This window comes from Micromonospora lupini, assembly GCF_026342015.1.
Lineage (GTDB): Bacteria > Actinomycetota > Actinomycetes > Mycobacteriales > Micromonosporaceae > Micromonospora > Micromonospora lupini_B.
This window is the reverse complement of record NZ_JAPENL010000003.1, coordinates 134,700-153,596: the sequence shown is the minus strand read 5'-3', so window position 1 is coordinate 153,596 and position 18,897 is coordinate 134,700. Positions and strand designations below refer to the sequence as shown.

Sequence of the window (18,897 nt, the reverse complement as noted above, 5' to 3'; positions counted from 1 at the left end):
TAGCGTCGAGGGCATGGAGTTCGAGCAGGCACAGCAGTTGTGGAAGCCGGAACCCGGCTGGTTGAACACGGCCTCCTACGGGCTGCCGCCCGAGCCGGCCTGGACGGCGTTGCAGGAGGCCCTGGCCGACTGGCGGGTCGGCAGCACGTCGTGGGAGGGCTGGGGCGAATCGGTGCACCGCTCCCGTGCCGCCTTCGCCGGTCTGATCGGCGTGCCGGTCGGTGACGTGGCGGTCGGCGCGACAGTCTCCCAGATGCTCGCGCCGGTGGCGGCGGGGCTGCCGGCGGGGGCCACAGTGGTGGTCCCGGAGATCGAGTTCACCTCCAACCTGTTCCCCTGGCTGGTCCAGGAGGAGCGGGGCGTCACGGTCCGCACGGTGCCGGCACACCGGCTGGCCGATGCGGTCGACGCCGACACCGACCTCGTCGCGTTCAGCCTGGTGCAGTCGTCCGACGGCTCGGTCGCCGCGTACGACGAGATCGTGGCCGCGGCCCGCGCGCACGACGCGCTTGTGGTGGTGGACGCCACCCAGGCGTGCGGGTGGCTGCCCTTCGACGGGAGCCGCGCCGACGTGGTGACAGTCGGGGGCTACAAGTGGCTGATGAACCCGCGCGGCACCGCGTACACCTATCTCGCTCCCGCGCTGCGCGAGCGGCTGCGCCCGGACGCGGCCGGCTGGTACGCGGGCCGCGACCCGCACGCCTCCTACTACGGCCTGCCGCTGCGGCTGGCCGACGACGCCCGCCGGTTCGACATCTCGCCGGCGTGGTTCAGCTGGGTCGGCGCGGCGCCGGCGATGGAGTTGGTCGCCGCGATCGGCGTGCCGGCGATCCGGGAGCACGACGTGGCGCTTGCCAACCGGTTCCTGGCCGGCCTGGGCCGGCCGCCCGGAGACAGCGCAATCGTCAGCGTCGACGTGCCCGGCGCGGAGCAGCGCCTCGCGGCGGCCGGCATCCGGGCGGCGGTGCGCGCCGGACGGGTCCGCGCCTCGTTCCACATCTACTCCACCGAGGCGGACGTGGACGCCGCGCTGACCGCTCTCGTCGGCTGAGGCCGGCCGCGCCCGTGGCGGGGCGCGGCCGACCGGTGGTCAGGCCAGGTGGCCGCCGATCTTCGTGTACCCGCGCAGCAGGTCCCGGGAGATGATCAGCCGCTGCATCTCGTCGGTGCCCTCGAAGATGCGGTAGAGCCGGACCTGCCGGTACCAGCGCTCGATGGGCAGCTCGCGCGTGTAGCCCATGCCGCCGTGGATCTGGAGCACCCGGTCGACCACCCGGTTGACCATCCCGGCGCCGTAGAGCTTGCCCATCGACGAGGCGTGCCGCGGGTCCAGACCCTGATCGACGGTCCACGCCGAGCGCAGCACCAGCCAGCGGGCCGCCTCCAGCTCGGTCTCCGAGTCGGCGATCATCCACTGGATGGCCTGGTTGGTGCCGATCTTCGCGCCGAACGTCTCCCGGGTGTTGGCGTAGTCGATCGCCATCTGGAGCACCCGCTCGGCGATGCCGATGGCGTGCGACGGGATGGTGTAGCGACCCTTGCCGATCCACTCCATGCCGAGGGTGAAGCCCTGCCCGAGCTCGCCGAGGATGTTGCGGTGCGGCACGCGTACGCCGTCGAAGATCAACGACGCGGGCCCGCCCTCGCCCATGGTCTGGATGAACTCCGAGCGCCAGCCCATCGACCGGTCCACCAGGAACGCGGTCGCGCCGCCGTTGCGGGCGCCCTTCTCCCGGTCGGTCACCGCCACCACGATGGCGAAGTCGGCGTCGTGGCCGCCGGTGATGAAGGTCTTCTCGCCGTCGAGGATCCAGTCGTCGCCGTCGCGACGCGCGGACAGCCGGATGTTCGCCGCGTCCGAGCCGGCGCCCGGCTCGGTGATCGCGAAGCAGGACCGCCGCTCGCCCTCGATCGTCGGGAGGAGGAACTCCTGCTTCTGCTCCTCGGTGGCGTGGAACAGGATGTTGTCGGCCTCGCCGCCGAAGCGGAACGGCACGAACGTGTGGCCCAGCTCCGTCCAGATCAACGACTGGAGGACTGCCGGCAGATTCATCCCGCCGTACTCCTCGGGGGTCGCCAGGCCCCAGAAGCCGAACTTGCGCGCCTTGAGTTGCAGCTCGCGTACCTCGGAGTGGTCCAGGCCCGGCTGGTGCGCGCGCTCCCGGCGCAGCACCTCCGCCTCCAGGGGCATCACCTCGCGGCGGATGAACGACCGGACGGTGTCCCGCACCGCCCGCTCCTCGTCGGTGAGCGAAAAGTCCACGGTGGTCCTCCTGGCGTCGGCGCGGCCGGTCACCCCTAAACTAGCGGTGTAAGTTTTGATGCGTCCAGACCCCAGGACCCGGACCCGACGAGGAGCGCAGTGCCCCGACCCCGCCAGCCCCGGCTCACCCGGCAGCTGATCGTCGACGCCGCCACCGCGCTCATCGACGCCGAGGGTCTGCCCGCGCTCTCCACCCGGCGACTCGCCGCAGCGCTGGGCGTGCAGGGCCCGTCGCTCTACAACCACTTCGCCACCAAGGACGAGATCCTCGACGCGGTCGCCGACACGGTCACCGGCGCCGTCGACACCAGCGGCTTCACCGGCCGGGACTGGGCCGCCGCACTGCGCGACTGGGCCTGGTCGTACCGGCGGGCGCTCACCGCGCACCCGAACATCGTGCCGTACCTGGCCCAGGGCCCCGGCCGCCGACCGGCCGCGCTCGCCATGGCCGACGCGGTCTACGGCGGCCTCGTCCGCGCCGGGTGGCCACCGGCCCGCGCCACCCACATCGGCGCGGCGCTGCGCTACTTCGTGGCCGGCTCGGCGCTCGGCTCGTTCGCCCGCGGCTTCGTCGAGGACCCCGAGCTGTACGCCGCGCACTACCCGCACCTGCGCCAGGCGCACCGGCTCGCCGAGCACCAGCAGAGTGTGGACGAGGGCGCCTTCGCCCTCGGACTGGACGCGCTGCTGCACGGCCTGGCCGCCGAGTACGCCCGGACCGTCGGGCCTGTGGAGTCCGGCCGGCCCAGCGGGTAGCGTCCAAACTCCCAGCGCTAGTTTCCCGAGCGCCCGCCGCGACCCCGTCGCCCAACCCGCCACGCCCAGCCCGTCGCCCACCCCGGAAGGGACGCCATGGACCTCGCCGCCCCGCCGTCGCTGCTGCCCGATGCCCTGCGCCTCCGGCGCCACCTGCACATCGGCGGCGAGTGGACGTCTCCCGCCGGCACCGACGTGATCGACGTGGAGAACCCGAGCACCGGTGAGCCGATCGGTCAGGTGCCCGCCGGCACGGCGGCCGACGTGGACGCCGCCGTCGCCGCCGCCCGCGCCGCCTTCCCCGGCTGGGCGGCCACCCCGCCCGCCGAACGGTCCGCGTGCCTCGACAGGCTGCACACCGCGCTCGCGACGTGCGCCGACGACCTCGCCCGTACCATCGCTGTCGAGTTGGGCGCCCCGCTCAAGCTCGCCACCCGCGTACAGGTCGCGCTGCCGCTGATCGTGCTTCGCGACCACGTGGCGCTCGCCGCCCGGCCACCGGTCGAGGAGACCATCGGCAACTCCCTCGTGGTCCGCGAGCCGATCGGCGTGGTCGGCGCGATCACCCCGTGGAACTATCCCCTGCACCAGGTCATGGCGAAGGTCGCGCCCGCGCTCGCCGCCGGCTGCACTGTCGTCCTCAAGCCCAGCGAGTTGACCCCGCTCACCGCGTACCTGCTCTTCGACGCGGTCACCGAGGCCGGTCTGCCGCCGGGTGTGCTCAACCTCGTCCCCGGCACCGGCGCGGCGGTCGGCGAGGCGCTCGCCGGGCACCCCGACGTCGACCTGGTCTCGTTCACCGGCTCCACCGTCACCGGCACACGGATCATGCGACTCGCCGCCGACCGGATCGCCCGGGTCGCACTGGAGCTGGGCGGCAAGTCCGCAAACGTGATCCTCCCCGACGCCGACCTGGCCACCGCGGTCAAGGTCGGCGTCGGCAACGCCCTCATGAACTCCGGCCAGACCTGCACGGCGTGGACCCGGATGCTTGTGCACCGCGACAGGTACGCCGAGGCGCTCGACCTGGTCGCGACGGCGGTGGCCGGCTACCGCCTCGGCGACCCGTTCGACCCGGCCACCCGCCTCGGCCCCCTGGTCTCCGCCGCCCAGGCGACACGGGTGCGCGGCCACGTCGAGCGGGCTCTCGCCGACGGCGCGCGCCTCGTCGCCGGTGGCCCGGACGCCCCGGTGCCGGCGCGGGGGCACTTCGTCGCCCCGACCGTCTTCGCCGACGTGCACCCGGACAGCGCGCTCGCCCAGGAGGAGGTCTTCGGCCCGGTGCTCGCCGTACTCCCGTTCGACGACACCGACGAGGCCGTCGCCGTCGCCAACAACTCGCGCTACGGGCTGGCCGGCGCGGTCTGGTCCGCCGACACCGGGGCGGCGCTCGCGGTGGCGCGGCGGCTGCGGACCGGCGCGGTCGACATCAACGGCGCATCGTTCAACCCGCTCGCGCCCTTCGGCGGCTACAAGCAGTCCGGCCTGGGCAGGGAGTTGGGCGTGCACGGCCTCGCCGAGTTCTGCGAGCTGAAGGCGATCCAGCGATGAGCGGCCCCGAGCGAGCGGGCGTGCCGGCGGTGGGCGGCCCCGAGCGGGCGGCCGTGCCGGCGGTGGGCGGCCCCGAGCGGGCGGCCGTGCCGGCCGTGGGTCCCGAGCCGGCGGCCGCGCCGGTCGTCGTCCGCGCGCTCGTCGCGCGCGGGCCCGGCGCCGAGCTGCGGGTCGAGCGAGTACGCCTGCCCGCGCCCGGTCCCGGCGAGGTGCGGGTGACGATCCGGGCGGCCGGCGTGTGCCACTCCGACCTGTCCATGGTCAACGGCACCCTGGCCGCGACGTTTCCGCTGGTGCTCGGGCACGAGGCGACAGGCGTGGTGGCCGCGGCAGGTGCGGGCGCCCGACTGCCGGTGGGCACGCCTGTGGTGCTCAACTGGGCGCCCGCCTGCCGGGCCTGCTGGTGGTGCCGGCACGACGAGCCGTGGCTCTGCGCCGCCAACACCGCCCCGACCGTGGCGCGCGGCGAGACCGAGGACGGCGTACCGCTGCACCTCACGCTCGGCCTCGGCGCGCTCGCCGAGGCGGTGGTGGTGCCGGAGAGCGCGGTCGTACCAATTCCCGCCGGGTTGCCCGCCGAGCAGGCCGCGCTGCTCGGCTGCGCGGTGCTCACTGGCGTCGGCGCGGTCGGTAACACCGCCCGGGTCGCGCCCGGCGAGTCGGTCGCCGTCATCGGGCTCGGCGGGGTCGGGCTCGCCGTTCTCGCCGCCGCCCGTCGGGCCGGCGCCACGACGATCCTCGCCGTTGACGTGGCCGAGGCGAAACGCGACCTGGCCCTCGCCGCCGGGGCCACCGACTTCCTGCTCTCCGACGACAGGCTGTCCAAGGAGGTACGGGCACGCACCGAGGGTCGGGGCGTCGACCACGCCTTCGAGTGCGTGGGGCGGGCCGCCACGATCCGGGCGGCGTGGCGACTCACCAGGCGTGGGGGAGCGGTCACCGTGGTCGGCATGGGCGCCAAGGACGACATGGTCAGCCTCGGCGCGCTGGACATCTTCCACTCCGCGCGGACCCTGCGCTCCTCGGTGTACGGCTCGTCCGACCCGGACCGGGAGGTGCCGGTGCTGGCCGCCGAACTCGCCGACGGCGCACTGGATCTGCGCGTGCTGGTCAGCGGCACGGTCGGACTGGACGAGGCGCCGACCGCGTTCGACAGGCTCGCGCGTGGCGAGGGCGCTCGCTGGGTGGTCACGCTTGACTGAGCCGGCTCGCCTGCCGGCCGTCTCCGGCCGGCGGCGATCGGTCTCGATCAGAAGGGTGGTGTGTCCTCGCCCATCAACGCCAGCACGACGCCACCTCTGCCGCTCTTGAGGCTCTGGACCACGACCTTGCCGGTGCTGCCGTCGGGCAGCTCCAACGTGAAGGTCTTCCCGACCGCGTTCTTGGGGCCGTTACCGGCACTGTTGGCGGGCCGGAAGTCGCCTGCCCACGGCCGGGTCCCACCCTTGCGGGCGGGCTCGGCGAAGAGGGCGGCGGTGCCAGGGGTCCTGGTGCCGTCCGAGGAGAGAAGCACTGAGGCGCTGCGGTAGGTAGCCATATGCGCCAAGGCTATCCCGAACTGCGCTCGATCGCGCTCCGCACCGGCCCTCTACACCGAACGGCCATAAAATCTCTACAGCCCTCGCGTCCTTCTCCACTGGCGCGACGGTTCCGCCGTCGCCCGCTGCTCGAAGCGCCTCCCGAGCCGCTGGTGATCAGTGACATGTACCTGCCGGCGCCGTGCGTGGTGCACCGCGGCCTCGCTCCACGGCTTGCCGGCGCGCAGAGCGAGGTGATCGGGAGGCGGCAGATCCGGATGTCAGGCGGGATTGGCGAGGCGGTATCTCGCTACCCGACTGCGCGGACGGTGCCTACTCTTCCGTCGTGGCACGTACCCGTATCAGGAGCATCGTCGTCGAGGACGTCGTCTACCGATGGACCGTCGGCCAGGTCGATCCGGGCCGTGTCAAGGTCACGGTCTGGCGCGACGGACCCGGCGGCGCACTGGAGGTCATGGCGATCTTCGATGACCCCTGGCTGAACTTTGGACCGATCATCACCGCACCCGCCGGGCGCGCGGCCGAAGTGTTCGAACTGAGCCCGATCGCCCCGGCCCTGGTCGCGAAGATCGTCCGGCAGGCACTCGACATGGGCTGGCAGGCACACGACAGGGCAACGACGCGGCTCCAGCTCACCCGCGACCGCGAACGGTTGGAGCCGTCACCCGAGTAACAGGGCGTCGGACGCGACAGATGTCCGCGGGCCGGGTGGTGTGATCACGAGGTAGTTGCGAAGGGGGCATGGTGGGGCGCAAGGCAATCATCTTCCACGGGACCGGCGGCAACCCGGACGTCGTCTGGTACCGCTGGTTGGCGGGGCGGCTCGAGGCTCGGGGTTACGCCGTCGAGGTGCCGTACCTGCCGGGCATCAATGTCGAGCCGATCGCGACGTTCCTGCCGACGGTGCTGGCCGGGCAGCACGTCGACGAGGACACAGTCCTGGTGGGTCACTCCGGCGGCGCGGCGTTCCTCCTGGCGTTCCTGGAGCATGTCGAGGTGACAGTCGCCCAGGCGATCCTGGTCGCCGGCTACTGCACCCCGCCCAACACCAGTGACGAACCGGTGCTCCAGGAGAGCTACGACTGGGCCGCGATCCGGTCGCACGTGCGCGACATCGTCTTCGTCAACTCCCGCGAGGATCCGTACGGCTGCGACGACCGACAGGGACGCGCCATGTTCGAGCGGCTCGGCGGCACCCAGATCGTGCGCGACGACGGGCACTTCGGCGACTACGACCAGCCGTACGAGCGGTTCGAGCTGCTCGACCGACTCATCCCCTGACGGTCCTCACATCCGCGCCCGCAGCACGTCGACCTCGCAGCCGGGCGCCGCGGGGTCGAAGCCGTGCTCGGTCAGCCAACGGATCGCCACCAGGCTGCGCCACGACCACCAACCCCTGATCACGTCGAGGTCGACGTCGGCCCCGTAGCCGGCCAGGACGTCGCCCAGGTGCTCCTCGTGGCCGAGCGTCAACGTGGCGAGGTCGAACAGGGCGTCGCCCCGGCTCGCCTCGGACCAGTCGAGCACGCCGGTGACCTCGTCGCCGTCGACGAACACGTGGGCGACCTGCAGGTCGCCGTGCGTGAACACAGGTGTCCACTGTCGGAGCGCCGCCTCGGCGACGTGGCGGTTGCGGGCGACCAGGTCGGTGGGGAGAACGCCGTTCGCGACGAGCCATCCGCACTCGCCGGCGAGCCGCGCGGCCAGCTCGTCGAGGCTCCGACCGGGCCAGGGCGGTAGCGGCGCGTCGTGCAGCACCCGTACGGCGGCGCCCGCCGCGGCCCACGCGGTCGGGGGCGTGGTCGACAGCTCGCCGAGGCGGCCGAGTGCCCTCCCGGGCAGGGCAGCGAGCGCGAGCACGGGCGGCTGGTGCCACAGGACCTCCGGAGTCGGCACGGGGGCCAGGTTCATCGCCGCGACCTCGACGTCCGAGCGGCCCGGATCAGCGTCGATCTTGAGGAACACGTCGCCGACGCGCACTGTCGTCCGCTCCCGGTGGGCGACGACGATCTCGATCTCCTGCACACAGGCAATTGTCGCGGGATTGGCCGCTGACGCCCCCACGGGTTTTCCGCGCGGGATTCGTTGCCTCGGACTAATACCTAGCAGTACTATGCATCGTACTTCTAGGGTTGGGGGTGGGAGGTCTCGTGAAGGTCGCGAAGGACCTGGTGGCGGCGTCGGCGACACCGATGGTGCTCGGCATCCTGGCCGAGGGGGAGAGCTACGGCTACGCCATCCTGCGGCGGATCAACGAGCTGTCCGGAGGTGAGCTGGACTGGACCGAGGGCCTGCTGTATCCGCTGCTGCACCGGCTCGAGCGGCTGGCCTATGTGGAGGCCAACTGGCAGTCGGTCGCCGGTGAGCGCAAGCGCAAGTACTACCGGATCACCGATCGGGGCCTGGCCGAGCTGGCCGAACAGCGTCGGCAGTGGGACACCGTCGTGGGCGCGCTCAAGGAGATCTGGCACGACCGGACGCCGCTGACGGCACGCCCGCTGGAGGGCCTCGCATGACGGCGCACGACGGGCCGGCGGAGCTGGAAGCGCAGTTCGCGCAGTGGCGCCGATACGTGCTCCGGCATCGGGAGCTGCAGTCGGTGGACGCCGACGAGTTGGAGGACCACCTCCGCGGCTCGGTCGACGAACTCGTCGCGGCGGGCCTGAGCCCGGACGAGGCGTTCCTGGTCGCGGTCAAACGGATGGGCAGTCTCGACGAGCTTTCGCGCGAGTTCGCCCGGGAGCATTCGGAGCGCTTGTGGAAGCAGCTCGTGTTGACCGGCGACTCCGGCGACCCGGCCGCCGGCCCGCGCTCCCGGCGGGACCTGTGGGTCATGCTCGGCTGCGCGGCCGGCGCGGTGGCGTCCGTCAAGGCGCCCGCGCTGTTCGGGTTGAGCTTCGACGACGACGGCTCGTTCTACGCGCGCAACGCCACCCTGTTCGCGTTGCCCTGGCTGGCGGCGTTCCTGGCCTGGCGGCGGCGAGCCCGACCGGTGGTGATCGCGGTGCTGGTGGCGCTGTTCGCCCTCGGCGCCGTGGCGGCGAACGTCTACCCCCTGGCGGACGACTCGCAGTCCGTCGTCGTCACCGGCGTCCACCTTCCGATCGCCCTGTGGCTGGTGGTCGGTCTGGCCTACGTCGCCGACGACTGGCGCTCGTCGCGTCGACGCATGGACTTCATCCGCTTCACCGGCGAGTGGTTCATCTACTTCGTGCTGATGGCCCTCGGTGGCGGCGTGCTCGCCGCGTTCCTGTTCAACACCTTCGCGGCCATCGGGATCGTCCCGGAGGCGTTCGTCTCGCAGTGGCTTTTGCCCTGCGGCGCCGCGGCCGCGGTCGTCGTGGCCGGGTGGCTCGTCGAGGCCAAGCAGAGTGTCGTCGAGAACATCGCGCCGGTCCTCACCCGGCTGTTCACCCCGCTCTTCACCGCCGCCCTGCTCGCCTTCCTCGTCGCCGTCGTCTGGACCAGCCACGGCATCGACGTCGAACGCGAGGCGCTGATCCTGTTCGACCTCCTGCTCGTCGTGGTGCTGGGGCTGCTGCTCTACTCGCTCTCGGCCCGCGATCCGCTGGCCCCGCCCGGCGCGTTCGACAAACTCCAGCTCGCGCTCGTGGTCAGCGCGTTGGCCATCGACGTGCTGGTGCTTGTGGAGATCACCGGCCGCATCACCGACAACTACGGCGGTACGCCCAACCGGGCGGCAGCGCTCGGCGAGAACGTGATCCTGCTGGTCAATCTCGCGTGGTCGGCGTGGCTCCTGCTGAGCTTCCTCCGCCGGCGTACCCCGTTCGCGGCTCTCGAACGCTGGCAGACCGGCTACCTGCCGGTGTTCGCCGCGTGGGCCTGGATCGTGGTCCTCGTCTTTCCCCCGCTGTTCAGCTACGCCTAGAACATCCCAACCAAGCGGTTGGTTGACAGTACGGCACAACGGTGCTTGACTATCAACCAACCGCTTGGTTGAGGATGGTTGGGGATGACTGAACAGCTCGACCGCCGGCAGGCGCTGGTCCAGGCGGCGTTCTCGGCGATCGCCGAGGGTGGCTTCGAAGGTTTCCGGCTGCGACCGATCGCTGCCGCGGCAGGCATCGATCACTCCACCCTGCACCACTACTTCCGGACCAAGGCCGATTTGATCGCCGCAGTGCTCGAGCACGTGACAAGCCAATTCGAGGCGACGATGCACAACGACCTGGACCCCGCCGCCCGATTGCGGCAACACCTCAGCGAGATAGCCACCGCCGTCGCGGCACGGCCCGAGCTGTTCATCGTGCTCGACGAGCTCGATCTTCGCGCTCGACGTGACGAGCCCACGGGGGTCGCCATCGAGCGTGACGAACAGGGTTGGCGGGACGCGCTTGCGGCGATCTTCACCGAGGGCGTCGCGCGCCACGTCTGGTCGGTGGACCTCGACGTCGCTGCCAGCGTCGAGCTGGTGATCGCCACCGTCAAGGGCATTCGCCTGCGTCCCGACCAGGCCGAGTCGGTCGTCAGCCAACTGTGCGACCTCTTCGCACCGGAAGGAGCCAGCCATGATTGACGTACTCATCGTCGGCGGTGGCATCGGCGGCCTCGCTCTCGCCCATGGCCTGCGTAGACACGGCATCGACGTCACCGTGTTCGAGCGTGACCGGCGTCGCGACGACCGGGTGGACCGCTACCGGCTCGCGATCAACCCGGCGGGCAGCCGGTCGCTGCGTGCCTGCCTGCCGGACCGGCAGTGGCAGGCGTTCACCGACACCGCGGGCCGGCCCGGCGGCGGTTTCGGCTTCCTGGGCACGGACCTGCGCACGCTGGTCCTGGTGGAGGACGCGGTCATGTATCCCGACGATCCCGACCCCGCGGAACGGGCCTACCCGGTCGACCGCCACACGCTGCGTAGCGTTCTCCTCGACGGACTCGACGACGCCGTCCACTACGACAAGACCTTCGACCGCTACGAGATCGCCGCCGACGGTCGCCCCACCGCCCACTTCGCCGACGGGACGTCCGCCACCGGCGACGTCCTGGTCGGCGCCGACGGGATCAACTCCCGGGTACGCGCGCAGTACCTGCCGACGGCCACCCAGCGGGATACCGGCGCGGTGGGCGTCGGGCTCAAGTTGCCGCTCACCGACGACACCCGAGCCTGGCTGCCCGCCCGGCTGGCCGAGGGCATGAACCTGATCGTGACCGGCGCGCCGCACTTCCTGTTCACCTCGGTGTTCGAACGCCAGCAGCCGGTGGGGGACGACTATCTGCTGTGCGCGTTCGTCGCCCGTACCGACCTGTTCCCCTCGCGTCCGGAACGCCTCGACGGCGCACAGTTGAAGGCATACGTCGCGGGGCTCATCACGGACTGGCATCCCGCGCTACGCCAACTGATCGACAGGTGCCCACCGGCCGACGTGAGCGCGTTTCCGTTCCAGGCGTCCGACCGGCCGGCGTCGTGGGCGCCCACGCGGGTCACCGTGCTCGGCGACGCCGTGCACGGCATGCCACCGGCCGGCGGTAACGGCGCGAACACCGCACTGCGCGACGCCGCCCTGCTCACCCGCCAGTTGTCGCTGGCCGACGGCGGCCACCTGCCGCTGCTGGACGCGATCGGCGACTACGAGACCGAGATGCGCGAGTACGGCTTCCACGCCGTCGACCTGGCCATGCGGACCCTGCACCAGGGCATGATGAGCAACCCGGTAAGCGTGGGTCTGACCCGTGGCTGGTTCAGCCTCTGCGGCATCGCTCCACAGTTGCGCCGGATGGCGTTCGGCGCGAGCTGGGCCAGGATCAGCGCCCCCCGCCACTGGGAGCGGGCCGCCCCCGTCTGACGAGGGTGATCCGCTCGACTGGCCGGGGCGAGGGCGTTTGCTCGGTGGTCAGCCTGGACTGAGCGTTGTGTCGGTGCGGGCCGGCAGTATGGCGTCATGGGTGCACGTCTGGGCACGGTCGTCGTCACCGGTGCCGCGGGTCGCATTGGTTCGGCAGTCTGCCGACACCTGCGCGACGAGGTTCGTCGCCTCGTCCTGGTCGATCGGGTGCCTCCGCATCCGCAGTCGCCGACAGACCGGGCGATTCAACTGGATCTGGCGGACGCCGACGCCGTGACCGCCGCGCTCGCGGGAGCGGACGCGGTGGTGCACCTGGCCGGGCTGCCGGACGAGGCGCCCCTGGCCGACCTGCTGGAGAGCAACGTGCTGGGCACGTACCACGTGTTGGAGGCCGCCCGTAGGCAGCGGGTGGGACGGGTCGTTCTCGCCAGCAGCAACCGCGTCACCGGGTTCTACCCGGTCGGCCAGGTGGTCGGGCCGGACGAGCCGGTCCGACCGGACGGTTTCTACGGGGTGAGCAAGGTCGCTGTGGAAGCGCTCGGACGCCTGTACGCCGACAAGTTCGGCCTGTCGGTGGTGTGCCTGCGCATCGGCAGCTTCGAGGACGAGCCGAACGAGACCCGCTACCTGGCGACCTGGTTGAGCCCGCGCGACGGCATCGGTTTCGTCCGCGCGGCTCTCACCGCTCCCGACGTGCACTTCGTGACCGCCTACGCCGTGTCCGCCAACACCCGGGCATTCTGGGACACCACGGCCGGGGCGCAGCTCGGCTATCTGCCGGTGGACGACGCGGAGGTTTTCGCCGACCGGGTGCCCGGTTCGCGCGATCCGGTCGACCCTGCCGCCGCGCAGGGCGGCGCCTTCACCGCCGCCGCGTACTCGCTGCGGCACGTCAGGGCGGACCAGCCGCCCTCCTGAGCACGGGCATCCACCGGAACGACGCCGGCCCACCCGCCACGGGTGGGCCGGCTCGTTCTCACTTGCCGGTGACGATGCCCGGGTTGATGCACAGCCCCGGGTTGGCGCCGTTCTTCTCCGCGATCTCCAGGCAGCGGGTCACCTTGTCGACCTTGGCGTTGGTCTCGGTGATCTGCTTGGAGATCTCGGCGTTCTTGCGGTCCTGTTCCAGGTTGCGGGTCTGGGCGAGCTTGTCCTGGAACGCCTTGATGTTGCCCTCGGTCTTGTCGTCGTGGTTCACCCGAGTGATGGTCACCGAGAGGATGTCCACGTCGCTGGCGAGGCGGGTGTCCGCGCTGGTCTTGATGTTCGCCGCGAACGGCTTGAGGTCGACGTTGAGGTCACCGGTCCGGGCGTCGATCTTCTCCAGGGGGTTGTACGCGGCGAAGGCGTCGTTCACCGCGCTGTCGAGCTGCACGCCCACCCGCTGCCCCCGGAAGCTGTCGAAGTCGCCCTTGTAGTCCATGAACTGCTTCGGCGCGTTCTCCGGTTTGACCTGCCACTCGATGAGCACCTCGACGCAGGCGTCGGCGAGCGTGCCGGTGCGTACGCGCACGCAGTTGTTGCCGCCGATGTGGTCGTACTTCTGCCGGCCCGCGTCCCACTCGCCCACCTTCTGCCAGGGGGCCACCCACTTCAGGCCGGAGCCGGTCACCTTGCCGGTGGGCTTGCCGAAGCTGGTGACGATGCCGACCGAGCGGATGGGCACCGAGTGCGCGCTGGAGGTGACACCGACCAGCAGGGTGAGGGTGAGGAAGGCGAGCGCCGCGAGGGCGGCCATCCGCTTCAGTGGCCGCGCGGGGGCGACGAGAGCCAGGACGGCGCTGACCGCCAGGGCGACGGCGAAGACGATCGCCATGGTGAAGCCGACGGGCATGGGGTGGGGACCTTCCGTTGGGCTGTGTGGATCATCAACCTAGGAGGTCCGGTCAAGTCGGCGGCTCTTCCGCCGCGGCATCCGAAGCTGCGCCGCCGGCCGGCGCTGCGCCGCCGGCAAATTCCGGCCGGGCGCATCCGCCGCGCGGGGTCGCGGCGAACCCCCGGGTAGAGAACGTCTACCCGGGGGTACGTCTGTGCTGACCGAGCCGATGCTCACCGCTCCGATGCCTGCCGACGCGGCGCAGACCGCGCTCAAGCGGGTCTCGCTTGCGGCCGAGGACCTGGACGGAAACCGTGTCGCCGCGCTGACGCGGGAGTTGGCCGCCGAGTGGGGCGTGCCGGCGCTCTGGGAGCAGGTCTGCCAGCCGCTGCTGGCGCGCTCGTCGGGGCGCGGCGCCGCCGAGATCGCCGTCGAGCACGCCCTGTCCGAGGGCGTCCGGATCGGGCTGGACGTGCACCGCCGCGAGCCCGGCCGTTCCCTGCCCGTCGGCGGGGTGCTGCTGGCCGGCGCCGAGCAGGAGGCGCACTCCCTGGGCCTGCACGCGCTCGCCGCCGCCCTGCGGGAGCGGGGGCGCGGCTGCCTGCACCTGGGACCGGCGCTGCCCTGGCCCGCCCTGACCAGCGCGGTGCGTCGGGCCCGCCCGCACACAGTCGTCCTCTGGTCGCAGACGCCTGTCACCGGCCGCGCGTACCGCCTGGTGCGCTTCGCCCGGGACTTTCCCCACCTGCGGGTGTACGGCGCGGGGCCGGGCTGGATCGAGCCGCTTGCCGCGCCGGTGGGCCATCTGGGCGGGTTGCCGGCCGCCGTCGCCGCCTGTCTGGCGGCTCAGCGGGCGTGATGCCCGCCACATACGATACGGATCGGTTCCGTATCGTTAATACGCGCCCGTAGGCTGTTCGCGTTACGAGTCTGGCCCGTATCGTATTGCGCGACGGGTGCAACCGGGGGGAGAACCGGGCATGGAACTGCACGACAACACGGGACACCCGAGGAGGTGGGCGATCCTGGGGGTGCTGGTGATCAGCCTCCTCGTCGTCGTCCTCGACAACACGATCCTCAACGTCGCCCTCCGCACCCTCGCCGACCCGGTGCACGGCCTCGGTGCCAGCCAGGGCGAGCTGGAGTGGTCAATCAACTCCTACACCCTTGTCTTCGCCGGGCTGCTGTTCACCTTCGGCGTGCTCGGCGACCGCGCCGGCCGCAAGCGCTTCCTGATGATCGGGCTGGCGCTGTTCGGTCTGGCGTCACTGCTCTCCGCGTACGCGGACAGCCCCGCGCAGCTCATCGCGGCCCGCGCCCTGATGGGGGTCGGCGGCGCGGCCATCATGCCGGTGACGCTCTCGATCATCTCCAACGTGTTCGACCCGCGCGAGCGCGGCCGGGCCATCGGCGTCTGGGCCGGCGCGGTCGGCCTGGCGGTGGCGATCGGCCCGATCCTCGGCGGCACGCTGCTGGAGCACTTCTGGTGGGGCTCGGTCTTCCTGATCAACGTCCCGGTGGTCGTCGCCGGCGTGGTCCTGGTGGCGCTGCTGGTCCCCGAGTCGCGTGACCCGCGCCCCGGCCGCGTCGACCTGCTCGGCGTCCTGCTCTCCGTGGTCGGCCTGGTGGCCCTCTCCTACGGCATCATCGACGGTGGCGAGCACGGCTTCGACCGTCCGGTGGCCTGGGGCTCGATCCTGGTGGGTCTCGCCGTGCTGGCCTGGTTCGTCCGGCACGAGCTGCGCAGCGAACACCCGTCGCTGGACGTCCGGCTGTTCAAGGTGCCCCGGTTCGCCGCGCCCGTGGCGATCGTCGGCCTGGTGTTCTTCGCCGCGATGGGCGTGATGTTCTTCAGCTCGTTCTACCTGCAGCTGGTGCGCGACTACAGCCCGCTGCAGACCGGCCTGCTCTTCCTGCCCTTCGCCGGCGCGCAGCTGATCTTCGCGCCGCGCAGCGCAGCGATGGTCCGCCGCTACGGCGGCCGGGCGGTCGCCGCCGTCGGGCTGGGGCTGACCGTGGTGGCACTTGCCGCGTTCGCCTTCATCGACGCGTCCACCCCGATCTGGGTCGTGCTCGTCGTCTTCTTCATCCAGGGCGTCGGGATGGCCAACATCATGCCGCCGGCCACCGAGTCCATCATGTCGGCGCTGCCCCGCGAGAAGGCCGGCGTGGGCTCCGCGGTCAGCAACACCGTCCGCCAGGTGGCGGGCGCGCTCGGCGTGGCGGTCCTCGGCTCGGTGCTCTCCGCGGTCTACCGCAGCGACGTGGGCGACGCGCTGACCGGCCTGCCCGCGCAGGCCCGCGACGCGGCCAACGAGTCGATCTCCGGGGCGTACGCGGCGGCCGGAAATCTCGGCCCGGCGGCGCCGACGCTGATCTCGGCGGCCAACGACGCCTTCGTCACCGCCATGCACTGGGCGGCGGCGCTCTCCGCGATCGTCGCGGCCCTCGGCATGCTCGTGGTGCTGCGGTGGATGCCGGGTCGCGACGCCCTGGCTCCGGCGTCGGCGGCGCCCGCCGCCGAGCCCGAGTTGGCCGGGACGGCCTAGGTTCGCCGGCGATGTCCGACATGACGTCCACTGCTGATGCTCCGCGGTCGCCCGGGCGACCGCGGAGCATCCGCGCCGACGAGGCGATCATCGAGGCGACCCTCGACCTGCTCGCCGAGGGCAGCACCATCGAGGCGCTCTCGATCGAGGCGATCGCCAGCCGTGCCGGGGTCGGCAAGGCCACCATCTACCGGCGCTGGGCAGGCAAGGACGCCTTGCTGCTGGACGCGCTGCGCCGGCTCAAGGGCATCCTGCCGCAGCCCGAGGGGCACTCGCTCCGGGACGATCTGATCCTGCTGGTCGGCGCCATCGGGAAGAACGTCGACCCGCGGGCGTCGAAGATCATGCCCTGCCTGGTGCCGGAGGTGAATCGCAGCCCGGACCACTTCCGCCTGTACCAGAACATCATCTCCCCGCGCCGCCAGCTCATGCGCGAGGTGCTCCGACGGGGCATCAGCGAGGGTGCGTTCCGGCCCGACATCGACATCGAGGTGACCATGGCGTTGCTCACCGGGCCGATGCTGATCCAGCGGGTGTTGCAGTGGAACCCGGAGCTGAACGAGCAGACCCTGCCGGAGCAGGTCGTCGACGCGGTGCTGGCCGGCATCCTGACCCGCTGACCCGGCCCACCGGGCACGGACCGACCGGTCCGTGCCCGGGTGGCGGGCGGTGGCTGCGCCGATCCGAGATCAGGCGTTCGGCACGCGCAGGCGGTGCAGGCGCAGCGCCAACTGCACCTCCAACGCCCGCTCGGGCCGCTGCCAGTCCGCACCGAGCAACTGCCCGACCCGCTCCAGCCGCTGGGTCACCGTGTTGACGTGCACATGCAACTGCTCGGCGGCCCGGGCCAGGCTGCCGCCCACCCCGAAGTACGCCTCAAGCGTCTTCACCAGAGCCGTCCCGCGCCGGGCGTCGTAGTCCACCACCGGCCCGACCGTGGCGGTGAGGAACTGGGCCACGTCCCGCTCACCCCGGTCACCGACCGTGCCCAACAGCAGCCCGACGAAGCCCAGCTCCGTGGTGCTGGCGCCCTGACCGGCGCGGCCCAGCGCGCCCAGCGCCGTCAGACAGCGGTCCGCCTCGTGGAACGTCGCGGCCAGCGTCCCGGGCCCGGTCGACGGGCCGCTCGCCCCGGCGGTCACCGGCCGGCCCGTCACCCGCGACAGGTCCCGCGCGACAGCGCGGGCGCTGCCACCGGCATCCTGGCCGGGCAGCATCAGGACCACCCGACCGTCGCGCGCCGCCGCCAGACCACCGCGTGCCGAGGCGTACGTGGTGGCCCAGGAGAGCACCCGCTGCCGGGCCGAGCCGGTCGCCGCGATCGCGTCGTCGCCCACCGCCACCAGCACGTGCGGCGCGTCCAGGTCCACGCCGAGCCGGCGGGCCCGGCTGCGCAGCGCGTCGGTGTCACGTAGCGGCCGGGCGATCAGGTCGTCGAGCAACTCGCCACGCACCCGCCCCTCCGCCTCGGCCACGGTCCGGCGGAACAGCAGCAGCAGCGCGGTCACCAGCGCGGCCCGCTCCAGGATCCGCTGGTCGGCGTCGACCAACTCGTCGTCGGGACGCAGCACCAACGCGCCCAGGTTCTCCGCGCCGGCCACCACCGCCGCGTACCAGAGCGGGCCGCGGCGCACACTGCGTCCCTCCGTACGCGAAGCGGCCACCGCCTCGACGATGTCCGCGCGGTCCGGTTCGTCGATCTCGCCCACCCGGGCGAGCAGGCGGCCCTGGGCGTCAAGCGCCAGCAGCGCGCCTCCCAGCACCTCGGTCACCGCGGCCGCCACGTCCTCCACCCCGCCGCCGCGCAGCACCAGAGCCGTCATCCGGTCGTGCGCCGCCGCGGCCCGCTCCACCGAGCTGCTGTGCGCGCGGATGGTGGTGTTCGCCGCCGACAACTCGGCCAATGCCGAGCGGGTCTCGGCAAGCAGCCGGGCCGTGTCGATCGCCACCGCGGCGTGCGCGGCGAGGGAGACCAGCAGCGCGACCTCCTCGCGGGCGAACGGCCGGGCGGAGCGGTTGGCCGAGTAGAGCACTCCGATCGAGGTGGAGCCGAGTCGCAGCGGCACCCCGAGGATCGCCACCAGGCCCTCCTCGCCCACGCCGGCGTCGATCTCCCCGGTGTGGTGGAAGCGCGCGTCCTCGCCGTAGTTCGCCGTGACGTACGGTGCGCCGGACTGGGCCACCAGGCCACCGAGACCGGCCCCCATCGGCAGCCGCAGCCGCTGGAAGCGCGCGGACACGGACCCGTCGGTCACCCGCATGTAGGTGTCGCCGCGCTCGTCGTCGTTGAGCGTCATGTACGCCACGTCGGCGCCCAGCAGGTTGCGGGCCCGGTGCACGATCGCCCGCAGCACGTCGTCCAGGTCGCGCAGCCCGGCCAGGTCGCTGACCGTGTCGTACAGGCCGGACAGCTCGGTCTCCCGGCGGCGGCGGCGCTCCAACAGCGCGCGGACCCGCAACGCCACAGTCTTGGCCTGTTCCAGCTCGGCCAGCCGGTCGGCGGGCATCCCGGCGGCGCGCGCGGCCACCAGCGGGCCCTCGAACTCCACCGCGGCGGCCTCGCGAGCGAGCAGTTCGAGGAACTCGACAGGCGACGACATGGTCGACATTGTGCTCAGGC

General features: G+C 72.1%; 19 protein-coding genes. 14 read left to right on the top strand and 5 right to left on the bottom strand.

From position 1 onward, the window contains the following. Positions 1 to 13: 13 nt before the first annotated feature. Positions 14 to 1,051: an aminotransferase class V-fold PLP-dependent enzyme gene (locus OOJ91_RS28815; RefSeq protein ID WP_266249996.1), complete on the top strand. Its 1,038-nt coding sequence runs from the start codon at positions 14 to 16 to the stop codon at positions 1,049 to 1,051. A 39-nt stretch (positions 1,052 to 1,090) separates the two neighbouring features. Here the strand turns inward: OOJ91_RS28815 and OOJ91_RS28810 are convergent, their stop codons facing one another. Further along, complete coding sequence (locus tag OOJ91_RS28810) at positions 1,091 to 2,263, bottom strand: acyl-CoA dehydrogenase family protein (protein ID WP_266249995.1); 1,173 nt, start codon at positions 2,261 to 2,263, stop codon at positions 1,091 to 1,093. A gap of 99 nt (positions 2,264 to 2,362) precedes the next feature. On the opposite strand from OOJ91_RS28810, the gene OOJ91_RS28805 reads away from it, so the two are divergent. From OOJ91_RS28805 to OOJ91_RS28795, 3 genes are all read left to right on the top strand, one after another. Further along, a complete protein-coding gene (locus OOJ91_RS28805) occupies positions 2,363 to 3,019 on the top strand; it encodes a TetR/AcrR family transcriptional regulator C-terminal domain-containing protein (protein WP_266249994.1) in 657 nt (218 codons plus the stop codon). A 96-nt stretch (positions 3,020 to 3,115) separates the two neighbouring features. Then, on the top strand, positions 3,116 to 4,570 hold the full coding sequence (locus OOJ91_RS28800; protein ID WP_266249993.1) for an aldehyde dehydrogenase family protein: 1,455 nt from the start codon (positions 3,116 to 3,118) through the stop codon (positions 4,568 to 4,570). A gap of 62 nt (positions 4,571 to 4,632) precedes the next feature. Continuing rightward, the gene (locus OOJ91_RS28795) at positions 4,633 to 5,772 is read left to right on the top strand and encodes a zinc-binding dehydrogenase (RefSeq protein ID WP_439117155.1); all 1,140 of its coding nucleotides are present in this window, start codon (positions 4,633 to 4,635) and stop codon (positions 5,770 to 5,772) included. A gap of 47 nt (positions 5,773 to 5,819) precedes the next feature. Here the strand turns inward: OOJ91_RS28795 and OOJ91_RS28790 are convergent, their stop codons facing one another. Continuing rightward, entirely contained in the window at positions 5,820 to 6,107 is a 288-nt protein-coding gene (locus tag OOJ91_RS28790; protein WP_234583533.1) for a hypothetical protein, read from the bottom strand. A gap of 326 nt (positions 6,108 to 6,433) precedes the next feature. Here OOJ91_RS28790 and OOJ91_RS28785 point away from each other — a divergent pair, with 326 nt between their 5' ends. Together OOJ91_RS28785 and OOJ91_RS28780 are read left to right on the top strand one after the other, a co-directional pair. Next, positions 6,434 to 6,781, top strand: a complete 348-nt coding sequence (locus tag OOJ91_RS28785; protein ID WP_266249991.1) for a hypothetical protein — start codon at positions 6,434 to 6,436, stop codon at positions 6,779 to 6,781. Between the two features lie 68 nt (positions 6,782 to 6,849). After that, positions 6,850 to 7,389 carry an RBBP9/YdeN family alpha/beta hydrolase gene (locus tag OOJ91_RS28780; RefSeq protein WP_266249990.1) on the top strand — a complete coding sequence of 180 codons (540 nt, stop codon included), beginning with the start codon at positions 6,850 to 6,852 and terminating at the stop codon, positions 7,387 to 7,389. 6 nt (positions 7,390 to 7,395) lie between these two features. Here OOJ91_RS28780 and OOJ91_RS28775 read toward each other — a convergent pair whose 3' ends face one another. Beyond that, complete coding sequence (locus OOJ91_RS28775; RefSeq protein ID WP_266249989.1) at positions 7,396 to 8,133, bottom strand: phosphotransferase; 738 nt, start codon at positions 8,131 to 8,133, stop codon at positions 7,396 to 7,398. A 125-nt stretch (positions 8,134 to 8,258) separates the two neighbouring features. Between OOJ91_RS28775 and OOJ91_RS28770 the strand changes: the two genes are divergently transcribed. The 5 genes from OOJ91_RS28770 (at position 8,259) to OOJ91_RS28750 (ending at position 12,830) form a co-directional block, all read left to right on the top strand. Next, on the top strand, positions 8,259 to 8,624 hold the full coding sequence (locus OOJ91_RS28770) for a PadR family transcriptional regulator (protein WP_266249988.1): 366 nt from the start codon (positions 8,259 to 8,261) through the stop codon (positions 8,622 to 8,624). After that, positions 8,621 to 9,997, top strand: coding sequence for a permease prefix domain 1-containing protein (locus OOJ91_RS28765; RefSeq protein WP_266249987.1), 1,377 nt, complete (start codon positions 8,621 to 8,623; stop codon positions 9,995 to 9,997). The genes OOJ91_RS28770 and OOJ91_RS28765 overlap by 4 nt, the downstream gene beginning before the upstream one ends. Before the next feature lie 84 nt (positions 9,998 to 10,081). Continuing rightward, positions 10,082 to 10,645, top strand: coding sequence for a TetR/AcrR family transcriptional regulator (locus OOJ91_RS28760; protein ID WP_266249986.1), 564 nt, complete (start codon positions 10,082 to 10,084; stop codon positions 10,643 to 10,645). Then, positions 10,638 to 11,912 (top strand): FAD-dependent oxidoreductase, encoded by a 1,275-nt coding sequence (locus OOJ91_RS28755; protein ID WP_266249985.1) that lies wholly within the window; start codon positions 10,638 to 10,640, stop codon positions 11,910 to 11,912. The genes OOJ91_RS28760 and OOJ91_RS28755 overlap by 8 nt, the downstream gene beginning before the upstream one ends. Positions 11,913 to 12,008: 96 nt before the next feature. Beyond that, the gene (locus OOJ91_RS28750) at positions 12,009 to 12,830 is read left to right on the top strand and encodes an NAD-dependent epimerase/dehydratase family protein (RefSeq protein WP_266249984.1); all 822 of its coding nucleotides are present in this window, start codon (positions 12,009 to 12,011) and stop codon (positions 12,828 to 12,830) included. A gap of 58 nt (positions 12,831 to 12,888) precedes the next feature. Here OOJ91_RS28750 and OOJ91_RS28745 read toward each other — a convergent pair whose 3' ends face one another. After that, a complete protein-coding gene (locus OOJ91_RS28745; protein ID WP_266249983.1) occupies positions 12,889 to 13,746 on the bottom strand; it encodes an SPFH domain-containing protein in 858 nt (285 codons plus the stop codon). Positions 13,747 to 13,942: 196 nt separating this feature from the next. Between OOJ91_RS28745 and OOJ91_RS28740 the strand changes: the two genes are divergently transcribed. The 3 genes from OOJ91_RS28740 to OOJ91_RS28730 all read left to right on the top strand — a co-directional run bounded on the left by OOJ91_RS28740 (position 13,943) and on the right by OOJ91_RS28730 (position 16,897). Further along, positions 13,943 to 14,587, top strand: a complete 645-nt coding sequence (locus OOJ91_RS28740) for a transcriptional regulator (RefSeq protein WP_266249982.1) — start codon at positions 13,943 to 13,945, stop codon at positions 14,585 to 14,587. A gap of 121 nt (positions 14,588 to 14,708) precedes the next feature. After that, positions 14,709 to 16,277 (top strand): MFS transporter, encoded by a 1,569-nt coding sequence (locus OOJ91_RS28735; protein ID WP_266249981.1) that lies wholly within the window; start codon positions 14,709 to 14,711, stop codon positions 16,275 to 16,277. Positions 16,278 to 16,288: 11 nt separating this feature from the next. Beyond that, entirely contained in the window at positions 16,289 to 16,897 is a 609-nt protein-coding gene (locus OOJ91_RS28730) for a TetR/AcrR family transcriptional regulator (protein ID WP_266249980.1), read from the top strand. A 69-nt stretch (positions 16,898 to 16,966) separates the two neighbouring features. On the opposite strand, the gene OOJ91_RS28725 is transcribed toward OOJ91_RS28730, so the two are convergent. Continuing rightward, entirely contained in the window at positions 16,967 to 18,886 is a 1,920-nt protein-coding gene (locus OOJ91_RS28725) for a helix-turn-helix domain-containing protein (RefSeq protein ID WP_266249979.1), read from the bottom strand. Between the last annotated feature and the right edge of the window lie 11 nt (positions 18,887 to 18,897).

Coding starts and splice junctions, on each gene's coding strand:
- OOJ91_RS28815 (WP_266249996.1), top strand. CDS start 14: ATGGAGTTCGAGCAGGCACAGCAGTTGTGGAAGCCGGAACCCGGCTGG.
- OOJ91_RS28800 (WP_266249993.1), top strand. CDS start 3,116: ATGGACCTCGCCGCCCCGCCGTCGCTGCTGCCCGATGCCCTGCGCCTC.
- OOJ91_RS28790 (WP_234583533.1), bottom strand. CDS start 6,107: ATGGCTACCTACCGCAGCGCCTCAGTGCTTCTCTCCTCGGACGGCACC.
- OOJ91_RS28780 (WP_266249990.1), top strand. CDS start 6,850: ATGGTGGGGCGCAAGGCAATCATCTTCCACGGGACCGGCGGCAACCCG.
- OOJ91_RS28765 (WP_266249987.1), top strand. CDS start 8,621: ATGACGGCGCACGACGGGCCGGCGGAGCTGGAAGCGCAGTTCGCGCAG.
- OOJ91_RS28760 (WP_266249986.1), top strand. CDS start 10,082: ATGACTGAACAGCTCGACCGCCGGCAGGCGCTGGTCCAGGCGGCGTTC.
- OOJ91_RS28755 (WP_266249985.1), top strand. CDS start 10,638: ATGATTGACGTACTCATCGTCGGCGGTGGCATCGGCGGCCTCGCTCTC.
- OOJ91_RS28750 (WP_266249984.1), top strand. CDS start 12,009: ATGGGTGCACGTCTGGGCACGGTCGTCGTCACCGGTGCCGCGGGTCGC.
- OOJ91_RS28745 (WP_266249983.1), bottom strand. CDS start 13,746: ATGCCCGTCGGCTTCACCATGGCGATCGTCTTCGCCGTCGCCCTGGCG.
- OOJ91_RS28735 (WP_266249981.1), top strand. CDS start 14,709: ATGGAACTGCACGACAACACGGGACACCCGAGGAGGTGGGCGATCCTG.
- OOJ91_RS28730 (WP_266249980.1), top strand. CDS start 16,289: ATGTCCGACATGACGTCCACTGCTGATGCTCCGCGGTCGCCCGGGCGA.
- OOJ91_RS28725 (WP_266249979.1), bottom strand. CDS start 18,886: ATGTCGACCATGTCGTCGCCTGTCGAGTTCCTCGAACTGCTCGCTCGC.